General features: G+C 64.9%; 23 protein-coding genes, 4 tRNA genes and 1 pseudogene. 22 read left to right on the top strand and 6 right to left on the bottom strand.

Annotated features, from left to right (window positions below):
* The first annotated feature begins 14 nt into the window (after window positions 1–14).
* The 14 genes from rplF to AC3A84_RS05950 all read left to right on the top strand — a co-directional run bounded on the left by rplF (window position 15) and on the right by AC3A84_RS05950 (window position 8,502).
* Window positions 15–548: a 50S ribosomal protein L6 gene (gene rplF / locus AC3A84_RS05885; protein ID WP_487968711.1), complete on the top strand. Its 534-nt coding sequence runs from the start codon at window positions 15–17 to the stop codon at window positions 546–548.
* A gap of 11 nt (window positions 549–559) precedes the next feature.
* Window positions 560–925: a 50S ribosomal protein L18 gene (gene rplR / locus AC3A84_RS05890; RefSeq protein WP_092941682.1), complete on the top strand. Its 366-nt coding sequence runs from the start codon at window positions 560–562 to the stop codon at window positions 923–925.
* A 17-nt stretch (window positions 926–942) separates the two neighbouring features.
* Window positions 943–1,461, top strand: coding sequence for a 30S ribosomal protein S5 (gene rpsE, locus AC3A84_RS05895; RefSeq protein ID WP_343590860.1), 519 nt, complete (start codon window positions 943–945; stop codon window positions 1,459–1,461).
* 14 nt (window positions 1,462–1,475) lie between these two features.
* Window positions 1,476–1,658, top strand: coding sequence for a 50S ribosomal protein L30 (rpmD, locus tag AC3A84_RS05900; protein ID WP_013593076.1), 183 nt, complete (start codon window positions 1,476–1,478; stop codon window positions 1,656–1,658).
* 10 nt (window positions 1,659–1,668) lie between these two features.
* Window positions 1,669–2,100: a 50S ribosomal protein L15 gene (gene rplO, locus AC3A84_RS05905; protein WP_092941745.1), complete on the top strand. Its 432-nt coding sequence runs from the start codon at window positions 1,669–1,671 to the stop codon at window positions 2,098–2,100.
* A gap of 23 nt (window positions 2,101–2,123) precedes the next feature.
* Window positions 2,124–3,443: a preprotein translocase subunit SecY gene (secY, locus tag AC3A84_RS05910; RefSeq protein WP_343590856.1), complete on the top strand. Its 1,320-nt coding sequence runs from the start codon at window positions 2,124–2,126 to the stop codon at window positions 3,441–3,443.
* A 143-nt stretch (window positions 3,444–3,586) separates the two neighbouring features.
* Complete coding sequence (rpmJ, locus tag AC3A84_RS05915) at window positions 3,587–3,700, top strand: 50S ribosomal protein L36 (protein WP_005793651.1); 114 nt, start codon at window positions 3,587–3,589, stop codon at window positions 3,698–3,700.
* 23 nt (window positions 3,701–3,723) lie between these two features.
* Window positions 3,724–4,089 (top strand): 30S ribosomal protein S13, encoded by a 366-nt coding sequence (rpsM, locus tag AC3A84_RS05920; RefSeq protein ID WP_091457140.1) that lies wholly within the window; start codon window positions 3,724–3,726, stop codon window positions 4,087–4,089.
* Window positions 4,090–4,105: 16 nt separating this feature from the next.
* The gene (rpsK, locus tag AC3A84_RS05925) at window positions 4,106–4,510 is read left to right on the top strand and encodes a 30S ribosomal protein S11 (protein WP_011793799.1); all 405 of its coding nucleotides are present in this window, start codon (window positions 4,106–4,108) and stop codon (window positions 4,508–4,510) included.
* Between the two features lie 88 nt (window positions 4,511–4,598).
* Window positions 4,599–5,222 (top strand): 30S ribosomal protein S4, encoded by a 624-nt coding sequence (rpsD, locus tag AC3A84_RS05930; protein ID WP_092941676.1) that lies wholly within the window; start codon window positions 4,599–4,601, stop codon window positions 5,220–5,222.
* Window positions 5,223–5,336: 114 nt separating this feature from the next.
* The gene (locus AC3A84_RS05935) at window positions 5,337–6,329 is read left to right on the top strand and encodes a DNA-directed RNA polymerase subunit alpha (protein ID WP_092941674.1); all 993 of its coding nucleotides are present in this window, start codon (window positions 5,337–5,339) and stop codon (window positions 6,327–6,329) included.
* A 93-nt stretch (window positions 6,330–6,422) separates the two neighbouring features.
* Complete coding sequence (rplQ, locus tag AC3A84_RS05940) at window positions 6,423–6,821, top strand: 50S ribosomal protein L17 (RefSeq protein WP_487968712.1); 399 nt, start codon at window positions 6,423–6,425, stop codon at window positions 6,819–6,821.
* A gap of 18 nt (window positions 6,822–6,839) precedes the next feature.
* A tRNA-Met gene (locus AC3A84_RS05945) sits at window positions 6,840–6,916 on the top strand.
* 320 nt (window positions 6,917–7,236) lie between these two features.
* Window positions 7,237–8,502, top strand: a complete 1,266-nt coding sequence (locus tag AC3A84_RS05950; RefSeq protein ID WP_487968713.1) for an Hsp70 family protein — start codon at window positions 7,237–7,239, stop codon at window positions 8,500–8,502.
* Between the two features lie 128 nt (window positions 8,503–8,630).
* On the opposite strand, the gene rsmI is transcribed toward AC3A84_RS05950, so the two are convergent.
* A complete protein-coding gene (gene rsmI / locus AC3A84_RS05955) occupies window positions 8,631–9,617 on the bottom strand; it encodes a 16S rRNA (cytidine(1402)-2'-O)-methyltransferase (RefSeq protein ID WP_487968714.1) in 987 nt (328 codons plus the stop codon).
* Here rsmI and AC3A84_RS05960 point away from each other — a divergent pair.
* From AC3A84_RS05960 to AC3A84_RS05970, 3 genes are all read left to right on the top strand, one after another.
* Entirely contained in the window at window positions 9,617–10,075 is a 459-nt protein-coding gene (locus tag AC3A84_RS05960; protein WP_487968716.1) for a YraN family protein, read from the top strand. The genes rsmI and AC3A84_RS05960 overlap by 1 nt on opposite strands.
* A gap of 93 nt (window positions 10,076–10,168) precedes the next feature.
* A complete protein-coding gene (locus tag AC3A84_RS05965) occupies window positions 10,169–10,774 on the top strand; it encodes an SIS domain-containing protein (RefSeq protein ID WP_487968717.1) in 606 nt (201 codons plus the stop codon).
* A complete protein-coding gene (locus tag AC3A84_RS05970; RefSeq protein WP_487968718.1) occupies window positions 10,771–11,559 on the top strand; it encodes a BON domain-containing protein in 789 nt (262 codons plus the stop codon). Before AC3A84_RS05965 ends, AC3A84_RS05970 begins: the two co-directional genes overlap by 4 nt.
* Before the next feature lie 64 nt (window positions 11,560–11,623).
* Here AC3A84_RS05970 and AC3A84_RS05975 read toward each other — a convergent pair whose 3' ends face one another.
* The 4 genes from AC3A84_RS05975 to AC3A84_RS05990 all read right to left on the bottom strand — a co-directional run bounded on the left by AC3A84_RS05975 (window position 11,624) and on the right by AC3A84_RS05990 (window position 15,649).
* A complete protein-coding gene (locus AC3A84_RS05975) occupies window positions 11,624–12,565 on the bottom strand; it encodes an NAD(P)-dependent oxidoreductase (protein ID WP_487968719.1) in 942 nt (313 codons plus the stop codon).
* Between the two features lie 100 nt (window positions 12,566–12,665).
* The gene (locus AC3A84_RS05980; RefSeq protein ID WP_487968720.1) at window positions 12,666–13,802 is read right to left on the bottom strand and encodes a PilT/PilU family type 4a pilus ATPase; all 1,137 of its coding nucleotides are present in this window, start codon (window positions 13,800–13,802) and stop codon (window positions 12,666–12,668) included.
* A gap of 73 nt (window positions 13,803–13,875) precedes the next feature.
* Window positions 13,876–14,535, bottom strand: a complete 660-nt coding sequence (locus AC3A84_RS05985) for a cyclic nucleotide-binding domain-containing protein (RefSeq protein ID WP_487968721.1) — start codon at window positions 14,533–14,535, stop codon at window positions 13,876–13,878.
* A gap of 70 nt (window positions 14,536–14,605) precedes the next feature.
* Entirely contained in the window at window positions 14,606–15,649 is a 1,044-nt protein-coding gene (locus AC3A84_RS05990) for a type IV pilus twitching motility protein PilT (protein ID WP_487968722.1), read from the bottom strand.
* Between the two features lie 65 nt (window positions 15,650–15,714).
* On the opposite strand from AC3A84_RS05990, the gene AC3A84_RS05995 reads away from it, so the two are divergent.
* Entirely contained in the window at window positions 15,715–16,437 is a 723-nt protein-coding gene (locus AC3A84_RS05995) for a YggS family pyridoxal phosphate-dependent enzyme (protein ID WP_487968723.1), read from the top strand.
* Between the two features lie 90 nt (window positions 16,438–16,527).
* Here the strand turns inward: AC3A84_RS05995 and ltaE are convergent, their stop codons facing one another.
* The gene (gene ltaE, locus AC3A84_RS06000; RefSeq protein WP_487968724.1) at window positions 16,528–17,592 is read right to left on the bottom strand and encodes a low-specificity L-threonine aldolase; all 1,065 of its coding nucleotides are present in this window, start codon (window positions 17,590–17,592) and stop codon (window positions 16,528–16,530) included.
* Window positions 17,593–18,229: 637 nt separating this feature from the next.
* Between ltaE and AC3A84_RS06005 the strand changes: the two genes are divergently transcribed.
* The 4 genes and pseudogenes from AC3A84_RS06005 to AC3A84_RS06020 all read left to right on the top strand — a co-directional run.
* Window positions 18,230–18,315, top strand: a tRNA-Tyr gene (locus tag AC3A84_RS06005).
* Window positions 18,316–18,362: 47 nt separating this feature from the next.
* Window positions 18,363–18,436 (top strand) — tRNA-Gly (locus AC3A84_RS06010).
* Window positions 18,437–18,476: 40 nt separating this feature from the next.
* Window positions 18,477–18,551 (top strand) — tRNA-Thr (locus AC3A84_RS06015).
* A 72-nt stretch (window positions 18,552–18,623) separates the two neighbouring features.
* A pseudogene (locus AC3A84_RS06020) lies at window positions 18,624–18,700 on the top strand (GTP-binding protein); the annotation flags it as partial.

Consider the following 18,700-nt stretch of genomic DNA (forward strand, 5'->3'; position numbering starts at 1 on the left):
GAGGAGAAACTGAAATGTCCCGCGTAGGAAAAATGCCGGTGACCATCCCCGCTGGCGTGGATGTGTCCATCAATGGCGACCAGATCAGTGTGAAGGGTTCGGGCGGCACGCTGTCGCTGGCCCAGAACGCCCTGGTCAAGGTGTCCAACAACGAAGGCAAGCTCGGCTTCGAGCCTGCCAATGATTCCCGCGAAGCCAACGCCATGAGTGGCACCATCCGTCAGTTGGTGAACAACATGGTGCTGGGCGTGAGCAAGGGCTTCGAAAAGAAGCTGAGCCTGATCGGTGTGGGTTACAAGGCGGCGGCTTCGGGCGCCAAGCTGAACCTCAACGTCGGCTACTCGCACCCCGTGAACTTCGAAATGCCTGCTGGCATCACCGTTGCCACCCCGACTCCGACCGAAATCGTGATCAAGGGTGCCGACCGCCAGCGCGTCGGCCAATTGGCTGCTGAGATCCGTGCTGTTCGTCCTCCCGAGCCCTACAAGGGCAAGGGCATCCGCTATGCGGACGAAAAAGTAACGATCAAAGAGACCAAGAAGAAATAAGGAGCTGCAACATGTTGACCAAGAAAGAGCAGCGTCTTCGTCGTGCCCGCCAGACCCGTATCCGCATTGCGCAGCAAGGCGTGGCGCGTCTGACGGTGAACCGTACGAACCTCCACATCTACGCCAGCGTGATTTCCGGCGACGGCACCAAGGTGCTGGCCAGCGCTTCCACGGCCGAGGCCGATGTGCGCAAGGAACTCGGCGGCTCCGGCAAGGGTGGCAATGCCGCCGCAGCCCAAGCCATCGGCAAGCGTATCGCTGAAAAGGCGAAGGCCGCCGGCATCGAGAAGGTTGCATTCGATCGTGCAGGCTTTGCCTATCACGGCCGCGTCAAGGCTCTGGCCGACGCCGCTCGTGAAGCCGGCCTGCAGTTCTAAGCGGAGCGAAATACAAAATGGCTAAATTTCAACCCAAAGTGCAGAGCGAAGGTCAGGACGACGGTCTGCGCGAAAAAATGATCGCGGTCAACCGCGTGACCAAAGTCGTGAAGGGCGGCCGTATCCTCGGCTTCGCTGCACTGACCGTGGTCGGCGACGGTGACGGCCGCGTGGGCATGGGCAAGGGCAAGTCCAAGGAAGTGCCTGCTGCCGTGCAGAAGGCCATGGAAGAAGCCCGCCGCAACATGGTGAAGGTGTCGCTCAAGAACGGCACGATCCACCATAACGTGACGGGTCACCACGGCGCTGCCGTCGTGATGATGGCTCCGGCTCCCAAGGGTACCGGCATCATCGCAGGCGGCCCGATGCGTGCCGTGTTCGAAGTGCTGGGCGTGACGGACATCGTGGCCAAGAGCCACGGCTCGTCGAACCCCTACAACATGGTCCGCGCCACGTTCGACGCGCTGGCGAACTCCACGACCCCTTCGGAAGTGGCAGCCAAGCGCGGCAAGTCGGTCGAAGACATCTTCGCCTGAACGGAGCTTTGCAAATGACTACGCAACAAACCGTCAAGATTCAACTGGTGCGCAGCCCTATCGGCACCAAGGAATCGCACCGTGCCACCGTGCGCGGCCTGGGCCTTCGCAAGCTGAACAGCATCAGCGAACTGAAGGACAGCCCTGAAGTGCGCGGCATGATTAACAAGATCAGCTATCTGGTCAAGGTCCTCTGAGAGGTTGATGATGGAACTCAATAGCATCAAGCCCGCAGATGGAGCGAAACATGCCAAGCGCCGCGTCGGCCGTGGTATCGGCTCCGGTCTGGGCAAGACCGCTGGCCGCGGTCACAAGGGTCAGAAATCGCGTTCGGGTGGCTACCACAAGGTGGGCTTCGAAGGCGGTCAAATGCCTCTGCAGCGCCGTCTGCCCAAGCGTGGCTTCAAGTCGCATCTGCTGAAGTTCAATGCAGAAGTGACGCTGACCGCCCTGGATAAGCTGGAACTCGCCGAAGTCGACCTGCTGGCTCTGAAGACCGCTGGTCTGGTGGGTCAACGCGCCAAGGTCGTGAAGGTGATCAACAGCGGTTCGCTGTCCAAGGCTGTGAAGCTGACGGGCATCGGCGCGACCGCTGCTGCGAAGGCGGCTATCGAAGCCGCCGGCGGCAGCCTGGCCTGATTCGGTTCTGAAGGAAAGCATCAGTGGCTACGAACGCAGCTCAAATTGCGAAAACCGGCAAGTTCGGTGATTTGCGTCGCCGTCTGGTTTTTCTGCTGCTCGCGCTCATCGTTTACCGCATCGGGGCTCATATCCCGGTGCCGGGCATCGATCCGGCGCAGCTGCAGCAGCTGTTCAGTGGCCACCAAGGCGGCATTCTGAACCTGTTCAACATGTTCTCGGGTGGGGCGCTCTCGCGCTTCACGGTGTTTGCGTTGGGGATCATGCCGTACATCTCGGCATCGATCATCATGCAGCTGATGACCTACGTCATTCCGAGCTTCGAGCAGTTGAAGAAGGAAGGTGAGGCCGGCCGTCGCAAGATCACGCAGTACACGCGCTACGGCACGTTGGGCCTGGCGATCTTCCAGTCGCTGGGCATCGCCGTGGCGCTGGAAAGCTCCGCCGGTCTGGTCCTCAGCCCGGGCTTCGGCTTCCGTATGACGGCGGTCGTGAGCCTGACGGCAGGGACGATGTTCCTGATGTGGCTCGGCGAGCAGATCACCGAACGTGGCTTGGGCAATGGGATCTCGATCCTGATCTTCGCCGGCATTGCCGCGGGGTTGCCCAGTTCGATCGGTGGACTGCTGGAGCTGGTGCGTACGGGTGCCATGAGCATCCTGGCGGCCATCTTCATCGTGATCGTTGTCGGCCTGGTGACGTACTTCGTGGTGTTCGTTGAGCGCGGTCAGCGCAAGATCCTGGTCAACTATGCGCGGCGTCAGGTCGGCAACAAGGTGTACGGTGGTCAGTCGTCGCATCTGCCGCTGAAGCTGAACATGGCTGGCGTGATCCCGCCGATCTTCGCTTCGTCGATCATCCTGCTGCCCGCAACGGTGGTGAACTGGTTCAGCGCGGGTGAATCCATGCGCTGGCTGCGTGACATTTCGAGCGCGTTGACCCCTGGTCAGCCGGTCTATGTGATGTTCTACGCTGCAGCGATCGTGTTCTTCTGCTTCTTCTACACGGCGCTCGTGTTCAACAGCCGCGAGACTGCCGACAACCTGAAGAAGAGTGGCGCGTTCATTCCCGGGATTCGTCCTGGTGAGCAGACCGCCCGCTACATCGACAAGATTCTGGTTCGCCTCACGCTGGCGGGCGCCGTGTACATCACGTTCGTCTGTCTGCTGCCGGAGTTCCTGATCCTGAAATACAACGTTCCGTTCTATTTCGGTGGCACGTCGCTTCTGATCATTGTGGTGGTGACCATGGACTTCATGGCCCAGGTCCAGAACTACATGATGTCGCAGCAGTACGAATCGCTCCTCAAAAAGGCGAACTTCAAAGCGACGCCCGGAACTTGAGTCTGGGCAGTTTCGGGTAACTGCGCTATAGTCGCGGGTTCGCCTGGGCAAGTTACGGTTTATGAATGCCTTCGATCTTCGCGGGCACGAAATTTTGTGTTCCGCGCTGTGGCCGGAACGTAGGCAAGTTTTAGGAGAATGAAATGAGAGTTTCGGCTTCGGTCAAGAAAATCTGCCGCAACTGCAAGATCATCCGCCGCAAGGGTGTGGTGCGTGTGATCTGCACGGATCTGCGTCACAAGCAGCGCCAAGGTTGACTGGAAAGTATTAGAGGACGCACATGGCACGTATCGCTGGCATCAACATCCCGCCGCATCAGCATGCTGAAATCGGCTTGACCGCCATTTATGGCATTGGTCGCACCCGTGCTCGCAAGATCTGCGAAGCATGCGACATCGCTTATTCCAAGAAGATCAAGGATCTGACGGACGGCGACCTGGAAAAAATTCGCGATCAGATCGCTCAGTTCACCATCGAAGGCGATCTGCGCCGCGAAACGACGATGAACATCAAGCGCCTGATGGACATCGGCTGCTATCGCGGTTTCCGTCACCGTCGTGGCCTGCCGATGCGCGGCCAGCGCACGCGCACCAATGCCCGCACCCGCAAGGGTCCGCGCAAGGGCGCAGCGGCACTCAAGAAGTAAAGATTGAGAGATCAAAATGGCTAAGTCCCCTGCCAATAACGCTGCACAGCGTGTTCGCAAAAAGGTTCGCAAGAACGTGTCGGACGGCATCGCCCACGTGCATGCCTCCTTCAACAACACCATCATCACGATCACCGATCGCCAGGGCAATGCACTGTCCTGGGCTTCCTCCGGTGGCCAAGGCTTCAAGGGCTCGCGCAAGTCGACGCCTTTCGCAGCCCAGGTGGCTTCCGAAGTGGCCGGTCGCGCTGCGATCGAACAAGGTATCAAGAACCTCGACGTCGAGATCAAGGGCCCCGGTCCTGGCCGCGAATCGTCGGTGCGCGCTCTGGGCGCGCTGGGTATCCGCATCACGTCCATCTCCGACGTGACCCCGGTTCCCCACAACGGCTGCCGCCCTCAAAAGCGCCGTCGTATCTAAGTTTTTTCTGAAGCCCACCGCCACCGTCTGCCTTGCGCAACGGTGGCTCCCGCAATGCTGTTGCGGAAGATGACACAAGGAAGCTCAAGTGGCACGTTACCTCGGCCCCAAGGCCAAACTCTCCCGCCGTGAAGGCACCGACCTGTTCCTGAAGAGCGCACGCCGCTCCATCGCGGACAAGGCCAAGTTCGACTCCAAGCCCGGCCAGCACGGCCGCACCTCCGGCCAGCGTACGTCCGACTACGGTCTGCAACTGCGCGAAAAGCAGAAGGTCAAGCGCATGTACGGCGTGCTGGAAAAGCAATTCCGCCGCTACTTCGAAGCTGCTGACCGCCGCAAGGGCAACACGGGCGCCAACCTGCTGTTCCTGCTCGAGTCCCGCCTGGACAACGTCGTGTATCGCATGGGCTTTGGCTCCACGCGCGCCGAAGCACGCCAGCTGGTGTCGCACAAGGCCATCACGGTGAACGGCCAGTCCGTCAACATCGCGTCCTACCTGGTCAAGACCGGTGACGTCGTTGCCGTGCGCGAAAAGTCCAAGAAGCAGGCCCGCGTCGTCGAGGCCCTGCAACTGGCCCAGCAAGTCGGCATGCCGGCTTGGGTGGAAGTCAATGCCGACAAGGCCGAAGGCGTCTTCAAGAAGGTGCCTGACCGTGATGAATTCGGTGCCGACATCAACGAATCGCTGATCGTCGAACTGTATTCGCGTTAATTCGCACTGATCCACGTTTTCGAGAAAACCGTTCCTGTACCGCGAGGCATCGCGGTGCAGGCGCTTCACAGCCTTACCGGTGTAACGAGCTGGGGGTATTGAGAGGAAGTCTGCATGCAAACCAATTTGCTGAAACCCAAGGCAATCAATGTCGAACAACTTGGCCACAACCGTGCCAAGGTCGCATTGGAGCCGTTCGAGCGGGGTTACGGCCACACGCTGGGCAATGCCATTCGCCGTGTGCTGCTCTCGTCCATGGTGGGTTACGCAGCAACGGAAGTCACGATCGCGGGCGTGCTGCACGAGTACTCGTCGATTGATGGCGTTCAAGAAGACGTGGTCAACATTCTTCTGAACCTCAAGGGCGTGGTGTTCAAGCTCCACAACCGCGACGAAGTGACGCTGAGCCTGCGCAAGGATGGTGAGGGCATCGTCACCGCGCGTGACATCCAGACGCCGCACGACGTGGAAATCGTCAACCCGGATCACGTGATTGCCCATCTGTCTGCCGGCGGCAAGCTGGACATGCAGATCAAGGTTGAAAAGGGCCGTGGCTACGTTCCTGGCAACCTGCGTCGCTTTGCCGACGAATCGACGAAGTCGATCGGCCGCATCGTGCTGGATGCCTCGTTCTCTCCGGTCAAGCGCGTGAGCTACACCGTCGAGAGCGCCCGCGTCGAGCAGCGCACCGACCTGGACAAGCTGGTCGTCGAGATCGAGACCAACGGCGCGATCACGGCTGAAGACGCCGTGCGCGCCTCGGCCAAGATCCTGGTGGAACAGCTGGCCGTTTTCGCCCAGCTGGAAGGCGGCGAACTGGCTGCATTCGATGCACCGGCCGGCCCGCGCGGCAATGCGACCTTCGACCCGATCCTGCTGCGTCCTGTGGACGAGCTGGAACTGACGGTGCGTTCGGCCAACTGCCTGAAGGCCGAAAACATCTACTACATCGGCGACCTGATCCAGCGTACCGAGAACGAATTGCTCAAGACCCCGAATCTGGGTCGCAAGTCGCTCAACGAGATCAAGGAAGTCCTGGCTTCGCGCGGCCTGACTCTGGGCATGAAGCTGGAAAACTGGCCTCCGGCTGGTTTGGACAAGCGTTAAGCTATAATTTTTGGCTCTTTCGAAAAAGAGCAGTGCAGCGGGCAGTACCTGATACGGCTGCCCGTTTTTAATTAAAGACAAGGAAACAGCACCATGCGCCACGGACACGGCCTTCGCAAACTCAACCGCACCTCTTCGCACCGCCTCGCGATGCTGCAGAACATGATGAACTCGCTCATCGAGCACGAGGCCATCAAGACCACGGTCGCCAAGGCCAAGGAACTGCGTCGCGTGATCGAGCCCATGATCACCCTGGCCAAGGAAGACACCGTGGCCAACCGCCGCCTGGCTTTCAACCGCCTGCGCGACCGCGACAGCGTCACCAAGCTGTTTAACGACCTGGGCCCCCGTTTCAAGACCCGTCCTGGCGGCTACACCCGCATTCTGAAGATGGGCTTCCGCGTGGGCGACAACGCACCTATGGCTTTCGTGGAACTGGTGGAGCGTGCTGAAGAAAAGAATGCAGATTCTTCCGCAGACGCTGCAAAGTAAGCTATAATTCATTCTTGCCGCGCGATGGAGCAGTCTGGTAGCTCGTTGGGCTCATAACCCAAAGGTCGGAGGTTCAAATCCTTCTCGCGCAACCAATCTCAGCAGTCAGATGCTGAAACAAAACGCCCACTACCTAGTGGGCGTTTTCGTTTCTGCGGTGGATTGCCTGGTGCGTCAAATGGAAGGCGCAAGGGCCGCATTGCCGGTGCTGCGCCTTGGGGCGAGTTTGTCTTCTCGGCAGGCTCTGATCTGCCGCTCGCTGGGTGCAGTGCTGTCACCTCGCGGGTGGCGTTTGATCGCCACCGGGATGCAGGCCCCTGGATCATCGCCGTATCAGTGATGCGCACGGGCCGACAAGGCTTTGTGCCAGCGCCAGGTCTTTCACCCGTTTCATTTCCTCTGTTCTTCCTGTCTCATGGCGTTCCTTCCCGGCTCCACCCTTGGTATCGATTTCGGCACGTCGAATTCCGCTGCCTCCTTGCTGCAGCAGGCGGGCGGCACCTCGCGATTGCTGGCGCTCGATGCCAATGACGCGCCCATCATGCCGACCGCGCTGTTCTTCAATACCGAAGACCACAAGACCCACTACGGCCGTGATGCCGTCCAGCAGTATCTGGAGGGGGTGGAAGGTCGCCTGATGCGGTCGCTCAAGAGTCTTCTCGGCAGCGCGCTGTTGCAGGACAAGACTTCGGTCCACGAATCGCTGGTGAGCTACCAGGACATCATTGCGATGTTCCTGCGGCATATCGCAACGCGGGTGCGCACGGCGCTGGGCGGCGCCATGCCCGAGCGCGTGGTGCTGGGCCGGCCTGTGCATTTCGTCGATGACGATCCGGTGCGGGACCGTATGGCCGAAGACGCACTACGGCAGGCCGCCCTCGACGCGGGCTTTGCCAACATCAGCTTCCAGCTGGAGCCGATCGCCGCGGCGCTGGATTACGAGCAGCGCATGACCGAGGAGGCGCTGGTGCTGGTGGTGGACATCGGCGGCGGTACGTCGGACTTCACCGTGGTGCGGCTCGGTCCGGGCCGCACCGGAGCGGCCGACCGCTCGTCGGACGTGCTCGCCACGACCGGCGTGCACATCGGCGGCACGGACTTCGACCGGAAGCTCAACCTGGAGCAGGTGATGAGCCTGCTGGGCTTCCGCCATGTCGGTCCCAAGGGCCGCGAAGTGCCGAGCCGCGTGTTCTTCGACCTGTCCACCTGGCACCTGATCCAGTGGCAATACGCGCAGAAGTCGATGCGCGAGGCGCAGCAGCTGCGCGGCGACTATGCCGACGTGCGCCTGCACGACCGGCTCATGACCGTGCTGAACGAGCGCTGGGGCCACCGGCTGGCGAACACCGTCGAGGCGGCGAAGATCGAGGCATCACGCCACCACGCGCCCGCGACGATCGCGCTGGACTGGCTGGAGGGCGGGCTCTCCGCCCAGATCACCCCGGACGATCTGGCGCGGCATCTGGATGCCTCGCTGCGGCAGATCGCGGCCTGCGCGGGCGATTGCCTGGCCGCCGCCGGCCTGCAGCAGCAGGACATCGGCGCGATTTACCTGACGGGCGGCTCCTCGGCCCTGAAGCCGTTGCGCGATGTGCTCACGGCCGTGTTCCCGGGCGTTCCTCAGGTGGAGGGCGACCTGTTCGGCGGCGTGGCATCCGGTCTCGCCTATTCGCGCGCTTGAGTCGCCTGGCATTTTGCTATTTTTTTGATAGCTGATTGCCCAGGTGGAAAGCGCGCATGGGGCCTCCTGACCTCTGAATTCCTCTCATACCGAAGGCGAGCGGCCTGTGCCGCTGCGCGCCCGGCGGTTCAGCGGCGATGGCTCTCGTCGCCGCCATCATCGGTCGCGCTGTGCGTGTCTTCGTCTTCGCCCTCATCCATCTCCCGCTTCAGCGCCAGCGCCAGCGGGTAGAGCGCGTTGCGCGCATTGCCCGTGATGTCGGCAGCGATGCGGACGGCCGTTTTCAGCGGCAGCTCGGGCAGCAGCAGCTGCAGCACGCGGCGCCCCTGGGCGTCGTCATCGGCAGCGGCGGGGGGCAGTGGGTGCAGCAACACGACGAATTCGCCCCGCGCCCGCTGCGGATTGCCGTCCAGCCAGGCGGAGAGGGCCTGCGCCGGATGGGTGCTGATTTCTTCAAATTGCTTGGTCAGCTCGCGGGCGAGGGTGACGGGGCGCTCGCCCAGTACGGCCAGCGCACGCGCCAGCTCTTCGATGCGGTGTGGCGCCTCCAGCAGCACCACGCAGCGGGGCTCATCGCCCAGGCGCTGCACGGCGGCCGTGCGCTCTGCGCCCCGGGTGGGCAGAAAACCGGCGAAGAGAAAGCCGCCGGCATCGGGGCCAGGGGCGACCGCGCCGGCCACGCTCAGCGCTGTGGTCACGCTGCTGGCGCCGGGCAGGGGCAGGCAGCGCAGCCCGGCTGCCGCCACAGCGCTGGCCAGCCGTGCGCCAGGGTCGCTCACGCCTGGCGTGCCGGCGTCGCTCACGTAGGCCACGCGCTGGCCTTGGCGCAGGCGGTCCACCACGTTGCCGGCGGCCTCGGCCTCGTTGTGCTGGTGGACGGCCAGGAGCTGTGCCCCGCTCTTGTCGATGCCGTAGGCGCGCAGCAGCGACTGCGTGTGGCGCGTGTCTTCACAGGCGATGGCATCGGCCAGCTGCAGCACATGCAGCGCGCGCAGCGTGATGTCGGCCAGGTTGCCGATGGGCGTGGCGACGACATAGAGCGTGCCCTGCGGATAATGCTGCGTGGCCGCCGCATCGCGCGCGGCGCTCAGGGCTGAAGCGAAAGAGGCGCTCAATGGGATTCCTTGGCAAGAACTGGGGGAGCGGCGGGAGCCGGGCAGACACGGACTCCTCGTCTGCCGGGCGCACGACGCGCGAGCGGGGTAATGCCGCTGAAGACCGCGCGCTGGCGCATCTGCAGGCCGCCCGGCTGACGCTGGTGGAGCGCAATTATCGGACGCCCGGCCGGGGCGGCGGCGAGATCGACCTCATCATGCGCGATCGCGACGGCACGCTGGTGTTCGTCGAGGTGCGCAGCCGTGCCGGCAGAGGCTTCGGCGGGGCGGGCGGCAGCATCGGCGCGGTCAAGCAGCAGCGCATCGTCTTCGCGGCGCGCCACTACCTCATGCGCTGGCCGTCGCCACCGGCCTGCCGGTTCGACGTGGTGCTGGTGGAAGGCCGTGGCGACGGTGGCGGCACAGGCGGTGGCACTTCGGTCGAATGGCTGCGCGGCGCCTTCGATGCGGGCGGCTGAGCGGCTTGGCGGCGCTGGGTAGGCCTTGCCATTCCGCTGTGCTCCACCTTTTGCAACAGGCGTGTCCACCCCCTTGGTTATCATCCGGGCCCCATGCTCGAGCAACGAATCCAACAGCACTTCATCGACAGCGCCGATCTGAAGTACCAGGCGGCGCAAGCCCTCAGTCATCCCATCGGCTCTGCCATCCAGGCGATCCTGGCCTGCGTCACCAGCGGCGCGAAAGTGCTGGCCTGCGGCAGCGGCGCTTCCGTGGCCGACGCGCAATTATTCGCCGCGCTGTGCGTGGGCGGCTTCGAGCGTGAGCGGCCTGAGCTTGCGGCCATCGCCCTGCAGCCGGGCGGCGCCTGGATGGGCGGCCTGGCTGACGACGTGGACAGCCCCGACAGGGAGTCCCTCGCCCGCCAGGTGCGCGCGCTGGGCCAGGCCGGCGACGTGCTGGTCGCGCTGACGGTGAGCGGCAACGATGCCCAGATCCTGCAGGCCGTGCAGGCTGCCCACGAACGCGATATGACGGTGGTGGCGCTGTGCGGCCGCACCGGCGGCGCGCTGGCGCCGCAGCTGCGCGAGACCGACGTGCAGATCGCCGTACCCCACGACCGCGCCGCCCGCGTGCGCGAAGTCCATGCCCTCGTGCTGCACTGCCTGTGCGACGGCGTGGATGCCCAGTTACTTGGTGAACAGGAGATGCCGCTATGAAATTCCCGTTGTCCCGCACGATGTGCCTCGTCTGCAGCACCGCTGCGCTGGCTGCCGCGCTGTCGGCCTGCGCGCCCGTCCTGATCGGCGGCGGTGCGGTGATGGGCGCCCTGGTGGCGACCGACCGCCGCACCACCGGCACGCAGGTGGAGGACGAGGGCATCGAGCTGCGCACCGCCAACCGCATCCGCGAAGCCCTGGGGGACCGCGTCCACGTTAACGTCACCAGCTTCAACCGCCAGGTGCTGCTGACGGGCGAGGCCGGGCGCGCCGAGGACAAGCAGCGCGTCGAGCAGATCGCGTTGGGCGTGGAGAACGTGCGTTCCGTGGTCAACGAAGTGGGCGTGATGCCGCCGTCGTCCATCAGCCAGCGCACCAACGACACCTTCATCACCGGAAAGGTGCGCGCCAGCCTGGTCGATGCCAAGGATCTGATTGCCAATGCCTTCACGGTGGTGACCGAGCGCGACGTGGTCTACCTGATGGGCCGCGTGACCTCGCGCGAAGCCAACCGTGCCACTGACATCGCCCGGGGCGTGAGCGGTGTTCGCAAGGTGGTGCGCGTGTTCGAGATCGTCTCGGAGGACGAGCTGGCGCGCAGCAACGCGGCCCTCAATGCGCGCCAGCCCGCACCCGTGGTGCAGGACCCGGCCGCCGCCAGCACGCCGCCTGCGGCAGCAGCGCCGGCGACGTCCGCCCCTGCCGCCTCGGGTGTGCAGGCCACGCCGCTGGCCCCGCTGCCCACGCCGGCCGCCACGGGCGTGGTGACGCAGCCGGTGCGCTGATCCGGGCGAAGCGGTCGGCGCGCCGACCTCCTTGGGCGCTGTCGGAAAGCCTCCCGCTTGGCCGTCAGGCCTGTGACTTCTTCTTCACGCCCAGCCGGGTGATGAGGCTGGAGGTGTCCCAGCGGGCGCCGCCGGCCTGCTGCACGTCGGCATAGAACTGGTCCACCAGCGCCGTGACGGGCAGGCGGGCGCCGTTGCGGTGGGCCTCGTCCAGCACCAGGCCCAGGTCCTTGCGCATCCAGTCCACCGCGAAGCCGAAGTCGAAACGGCCCTCCACCATGGACTTGCCGCGGTTGTCCATCTGCCAGCTCTGGGCTGCACCCTTGCCGATCACATCGAGCACCAGGGGCATGTCCAGCCCGGCATGCTGGCCGAAGGCCACGGCTTCCGACAGGCCTTGCACGATGCCGGCAATGCAGATCTGGTTGACCATCTTGGCCAGCTGGCCCGCGCCGCTGTCGCCGATGAGGGTGCAGGCCCGCGAGTAAGCCATGGCCGTGGGCCGCACGGCGTCGAAGGCAGCCGTATCGCCGCCGCACATCACCGTGAGCTGGCCGTTCTGGGCGCCGGCCTGGCCGCCCGACACGGGCGCGTCGATGAACTGCAGGCCCAGCGTGCGCGCTGCCTTGTACAGCTCGCGCGCCACCTCGGCCGAGGCCGTGGTGTGGTCCACGAAGATGGCGCCCGGCTGCATGCCGGCGAAGGCGCCGTCCGCACCCAGCACCACCGAACGCAGGTCGTCGTCGTTGCCCACGCAGCAGAAGACGATGTCGGCTCCTTGTGCCGCCTCGCGTGGCGTGGCGGCGTGCTTCACCGCGCCAGCGCCAGCAGCCGCGAATTCTTCGGTCCATGCGATGGACTTGGCTGCAGTGCGGTTGTAGACGGTGACAGCGTTGCCGGCCAGCGCCAAGTGGCCGGCCATGGGGTAGCCCATGACGCCCAGGCCCAGGAAGGCGACCTTGGCGGGAGAGGTGGTTTCGTAGCTGCGGGGGTTCGTGCTCGGCATGGCGGGTGGATGCTTTAGGGAAAATCCAGGGACAAGGCAGGCCGGCGCTTGCAAAAGTGGGCCGGCGGCGGGAAAGGAGGAGAGGCGGGGGCGCGCGGGCTCAGACGATGGCGAAGTGCTCGGTGCCCGAGGCCAGGTCGCTCGAGCGCGCACGCTGGCTGCCCAGCTTGATCTGCAGCCGCAGGTCGTTGAGCGAGTCGGCATTGCGCAATGCGTCTTCGTAGGTGATCTGATTGGCCTCGAACAAATCGAACAGGGACTGGTCGAAGGTCTGCATGCCCAGGTTGCGGCTCTTCTTCATGATCTCCTTGATCTCGGCGACTTCGCCCTTGAAGATCAGATCGGAGATGAGCGGTGTGTTCAGCAAAATCTCGGCCGCCGCCGCGCGGCCCTTGCCGTCCTGCTTGGGGATGAGGCGTTGCGAGACCATGCCCCGCAGGTTGAGCGACAGATCCATCAGCACCTGGGCGCGCCGGTCTTCGGGGAAGAAGTTGACGATGCGGTCGAGCGCCTGGTTGGCGCTGTTGGCGTGCAGCGTGGCCAGGCACAAGTGGCCGGTTTCGGAGAACGCGATGGCGTGCTCCATGGTCTCGCGGTCGCGGATCTCGCCCATCAGGATCACGTCGGGGGCCTGGCGCAGCGTGTTCTTGAGCGCGGCCTCCCAGCTGTCGGTGTCCAGGCCCACCTCGCGCTGCGTGACCACGCAGTTCTTGTGCGGATGGACGAATTCGATCGGGTCTTCGACCGTGACGATGTGCCCGTAGGAGTTCTCGTTGCGCCAATCCACCATGGCCGCCAGCGTGGTGGACTTGCCTGAGCCGGTGGCCCCCACCAGGATGCACAGGCCGCGCTTGGTCATGACGACTTCCTTGAGCACCTGCGGCATGTTCAGTCCGTCGATGGTGGGCACCTGCAGGGGGATGGTGCGCAAGACCATGCCCACGCGGCCCTGCTGCAGGAAGGCGTTGACCCGGAAGCGGCCGATGCCCGCGGGTGAGATGGCGAAGTTCGACTCCTTGGTGCGCTCGAAGTCCGCCACCTGCTTGTCGCTCATCACCGAGCGCGCCAGAGTCATGGTGTGCGCAGGCGTCAGCGGCTGGGGCGACACCTTGGTGACCTTGCCGTCCACCTTGATGGCCGGGGGGAAGTCCGCCGTGATGAACAGATCGCTCCCGCCACGGCTCACCATGAGCTTGAGCAGGTCGTTGATGAATTTACTGGCCTGATCGCGTTCCATCAAACGGTCTCCACAGGTTGGGTTGGCGGGGTGGTCGGGGCGGGCATGTGCGATGGTGCGCGTGCGTGGCCCCTCATTTTGGACCCTCGCTCAGGCGTGCGCTCACCAGGCGCAGCCTTAGCGACAGTTTGCGTGCCAGCAGGGCGACCAGGCTGGCGGCGAGCGGCGGGTCTTCGGTCATCATTTCATCCAGCGCCTCGGCGCCCAGTACGGCCACCTGGCAGTCGGTGAGCGTGGTGCAGGCCGAAAAGCGGCTGCCCCCGTCGAGCAGCGACATCTCGCCCAGGATGTCGCCAGGCCGCGCTTCGGCCAGGCGCAACTGCGCGCCCCAGGGCTGCGCGCGGTCCACAGCGATTACGCCCGAGAGCAGCACGACCATGAAGTTGCCGTATTCGTCCTGGCGGACCACGTCTCGGCGGGCGGGCACGGCGGCGAAGTCGAAGAAACGCTCCATGCGCTCAAGGGCCTGCGGGCCCAGCAGCGCCATGTACCGGTCCTGCGCCCAGAGGGCCTGCAGTTGCCGCCCACCCCGGTGCGCTGGCAGGCGCCGGGCACCGATCTCGACGGCGCGGGCTTCCCAGGGCACGAGCATGGCGCTGTCCACGCCCTGGCCGGCGAAGGCGGTGGTGAACAGCGTGGAAGGCGGCGCGGCCTCTGCGTTCTGCGGCGCGCCAGCGGAGCCTGCCGGGTCGGTGTGCGGGCGGGGCTTCAGAAGTCCGAGGATGCCTTTCATGGGGCGGAGGGCAGTATGCGCGGCGCGCGATCCGTTGTGCTGCGGGCCGCGCAGGCGCGCCCTGGCCGGCTCATCCCGGGAAGTTCTCGGGCATCTTGGCCTTGCCGCGCGCCTCGGCCGGGCTGATCACGTTGCGGCGGACCAGGTCGGTGAGGTTCTGGTCCAGCGTCTGCATGCCCACGCCGCTGCTGGTCTGGATGGTTGAGTACATCTGCGCCACCTTGGCCTCGCGGATCAGGTTGCGGATGGCGCTGGTGCCGAGCATGATCTCGTGCGCCGCCACGCGGCCCGAGCCGTCCTTGGTCTTGCACAGGGTCTGCGAGATCACGGCCTGCAGCGATTCGGACAGCATGGCGCGCACCATTTCCTTTTCTTCTGCCGGGAACACGTCGATGATCCGGTCGATGGTCTTGGCTGCGCTGGAGGTGTGCAGTGTGCCGAAGACCAGGTGGCCCGTCTCGGCCGCCGTCATCGCCAGGCGGATGGTTTCGAGGTCGCGCATTTCGCCCACCAGGATCGCGTCCGGGTCCTCGCGCAGCGCGGACTTCAGCGCGGCCGCGAAGGAGAGCGTCATCGGCCCCACCTCGCGCTGGTTGATGAGGCACTTCTTGGATTCGTGGACGAATTCGATCGGGTCTTCCACCGTCAGGATGTGGCCGTACTCGTTTTCGTTCAGATGGTTGACCATGGCGGCCAGGGTGGTGGACTTGCCCGAACCCGTGGGGCCGGTCACCAGCACCAGGCCGCGCGGCTTCATGGCCAGGTCGGCGAAGATTTTGGGCGCGTTGAGCTGTTCCAGGGTGAGGATCTTGCTGGGGATCGTGCGGAACACGGCGGCTGCGCCCCGGTTCTGGTTGAAGGCGTTCACCCGGAAGCGCGCCAGGCCCTCGATCTCGAACGAGAAGTCGATTTCGAGGAACTCTTCATACACCTTGCGTTGGGCGTCGCTCATGATGTCGTACACCATGGCGTGGACCGTCTTGTGGTCCAGCGGCTCGACGTTGATGCGCCGCACGTCGCCGTGCACGCGGATCATGGGCGGCAGGCCGGCCGAGAGATGCAGGTCGGATGCCTTGTTCTTCACACTGAAGGCGAGCAGCTGGGTGATGTCCACGAAAGGTCTCTCGGTCGTTGAGGATGACGGTGCCGCAGTGCGTTTGATACGCTCGAACAAACATTATGACGACGATCGGTAACAACCTCCAACAAGTGCGCACCCGCCTCGATGCGGCGTGCGCGGCGGCCGGGCGCGATGCGGGCAGCGTGTCGCTGCTCGCCGTTTCCAAGACCTTCGGGCCCGAGGCGGTGCGCGAGGCAGCCCTGGCCGGCCAGCGCAGCTTCGGCGAGAACTACGTGCAGGAGGCCGTCGAGAAGATGGCCCTGGTAGCCGCCATGCAGCTGCCGCACGCGCTGGAGTGGCACTGCATCGGCCCGCTGCAGAGCAACAAGACGCGGCTGGTGGCCACGCATTTCGACTGGGTGCACACGGTGGACCGGCTGAAGATCGCCGAGCGCCTGTCGGACCAGCGGCCCGAAGGCCTGCCGCCACTGCAGGTCTGTATCCAGGTCAACGTGGACGGTGGCGTCACCAAGGCCGGCGTGGCGCCGGAGGATGCCGTGGCGCTGGCCCGCGCAGTGGCGCGGCTGCCCCGCCTGGCGCTGCGCGGGGTGATGAGCATTCCCGACGCCGTGGAAGGCTTCGACGCGCAGTGCGCCGTGCATGCGCGCGCCCATGCGGTGTGGGTGGCCGTGCGCGACGCGCTGGCCGACAACGGCGTCGGCGGCGTCGATACCCTGTCATTGGGCATGACGGCCGATCTGGACGCCGCCGTGCGCGCCGGCAGCACCATGGTCCGCGTGGGCAGCGGCATCTTCGGCGGGCGGCACTACCCCGCGGCCTGAGGCGCTTGCTTCAGCGCCCTCTTTACAGCCTTTTGTGGCTGCAGCGCTTGTCGATCAAGCGCTTGAAGCTATCAAAAGCGGAGCGATGGATCAGCCGGCGAAGCGCTGCACGCAGTCCAGCGCCGCCTCCACGTCGGCCGCCGACACGTCCAGGTGCGTCACCCAGCGCAGGCGCGTCTGGCCGGCGTAGAGTCCGCTGGTCACGCGCACGCCGTGTGCGGCCAGCCAGGCGGTGAAGGCGGGCGCGACCTCGGCCTGCACGTCGGCAAAAAGGATGTTGGTATGGGCCGAGGCCACCGTCAGCCGGCCGCTCAGCACAGGGTGGCTCCGGCCGGCTTGCGCCAGGCCTTCGGCCAGGCGGCGCAGCAGCGTGTGGTCTTCCGCCAGCCGTTCGACGTGGTGTTCCAGCGCGTGCTGGCCCGCGGCAGCCAGCATGCCGGCCTGGCGCATGCCGCCGCCCAGCATCTTGCGGGTGCGGCGGGCGCGGGCGATGAAGTCGTGCGAGCCGAGCAGCAGTGAGCCCACGGGCGCGCCCAGGCCCTTGCTGAGGCAGAGCGAGACGGTGTCGAAATGACCGCAGAGAGCGCGCGCCTCGTCGTACACGCGGGTGCCGTTGGCCTCGGCGTTCGCCATCGCGGCGTTGAAGAGGCGGGCGCCGTCCAGGTGCATGCCCAGGCCGCGCGAGCGCGCCAGCTGTGCCACCTGGGCGACGTAGGGCGTGGGCAGCACGCGGCCGCCGGTGGTGTTTTCCAGCACCACCAGACGGGTGCGGGCGAAGTGCGGGTCGTCCGGCTTGATGGCGGCGGCAATGTCCTCCAGTGCGAGCGTGCCGTCGGGCTGGTGTTCCACGGGCTGCGGCTGGATCGAGCCCAGCACCGCCATGCCGCCGCCTTCCCAGCGGTAGGTGTGCCAGCTCTGGCCGACGATGGCCTCGTCGCCGCGCTGGCAGTGGCCCATCAGCGCGATCAGGTTGGTCTGCGTGCCCGTAGGCGCGAACAGGGCGGCCTCGAAGCCCAGCAGGTGCGCGGCATGGGCTTGCAGCGCGTTCACGGAGGGGTCGTCTCCGAATACGTCGTCGCCCAGCGGGGCGGCAAGCATGGCGGCGCGCATGGCCGCGGTAGGCTGGGTGACTGTGTCGCTGCGGAAGTCAGGCATGGGGGCGATGGAAGGGGGGGATGCAAGGAGCACATCCTAAGACGAGCGCAAGGCTGTGCCGCGTTGGACAGGGGGCGGGCGGTGTGCGGTCCAGAAGCGCCAGAGGATGATCTTTAGCGATGGGCTCTGATTCACGGGCTCCGTTCGGTCGCTTGCGGTCATGAAGGACTGCGGCGGGCGTGAAGTCATTGCCCGTCGAGCCGGAACGGTCTAGAGGCCCAAGCGCCGGATCGGCTCCTGGGAGGCGGTGCCGGCAGCCTGCGGCATGACCGCGTTTCCGACTCGGTCGTTCAGGCGGCAGTAGGTCGCAGGGGCTGGCGGCCGCTTGATAGCGAGTGGGCGGGGCAGGGATAGGGAGGCAAGATCAGGCCCGGGCGCTCGCGCTGCGCCACGAACGGAGATGGCTTGACGATGTATCTAGGAACGGTGCGGCCCGGCATATGCCCGTGCTGTGATGGATGAGTCCTTAGTCCGTTGGCGCGGCGCTTCGCCGACAGATAGTCCTGGCTGGCGCGCTGGCCTTGGCATCGAAAAAGGGTGCGGAGGACGCTGACCGCGGCTGCTGCCCGCTGGAGAGAGAAATTTTTGGAAGCTTGTCGCTCGGTCAAAATTATGGTGCTACAATCTGAGACTCTCTGGAGGGGTGCCCGAGTGGCTAAAGGGGGCAGACTGTAAATCTGTTGGCTTACGCCTACACTGGTTCGAATCCAGTCCCCTCCACCAGATTTGAGGTTGCGCTGAGCGCTGCTGTGGTTGGTCGAAAGGCTTGCGCGGGAGTAGTTCAATGGTAGAACCCTAGCCTTCCAAGCTAATGACGCGGGTTCGATTCCCGTCTCCCGCTCCAATCTGGAAAAGAGAGAAGTTGTGGCCTAGTGCCGGCAAATGCCCATGTGGCTCAGTGGTAGAGCACTCCCTTGGTAAGGGAGAGGTCGCGGGTCCGATTCCCGCCATGGGCACCAAATTTTGTGGTGCGTCCGGTTGAGATTGCGCCAATATCCAGTGTGTTGGTATAGTTTTTTCGGAGTCGAAAGATGGCAAAAGGTAAGTTCGAACGTACCAAGCCCCACGTCAACGTGGGCACGATCGGCCACGTGGACCATGGCAAGAC

The organism is Paracidovorax sp., assembly GCF_057642795.1.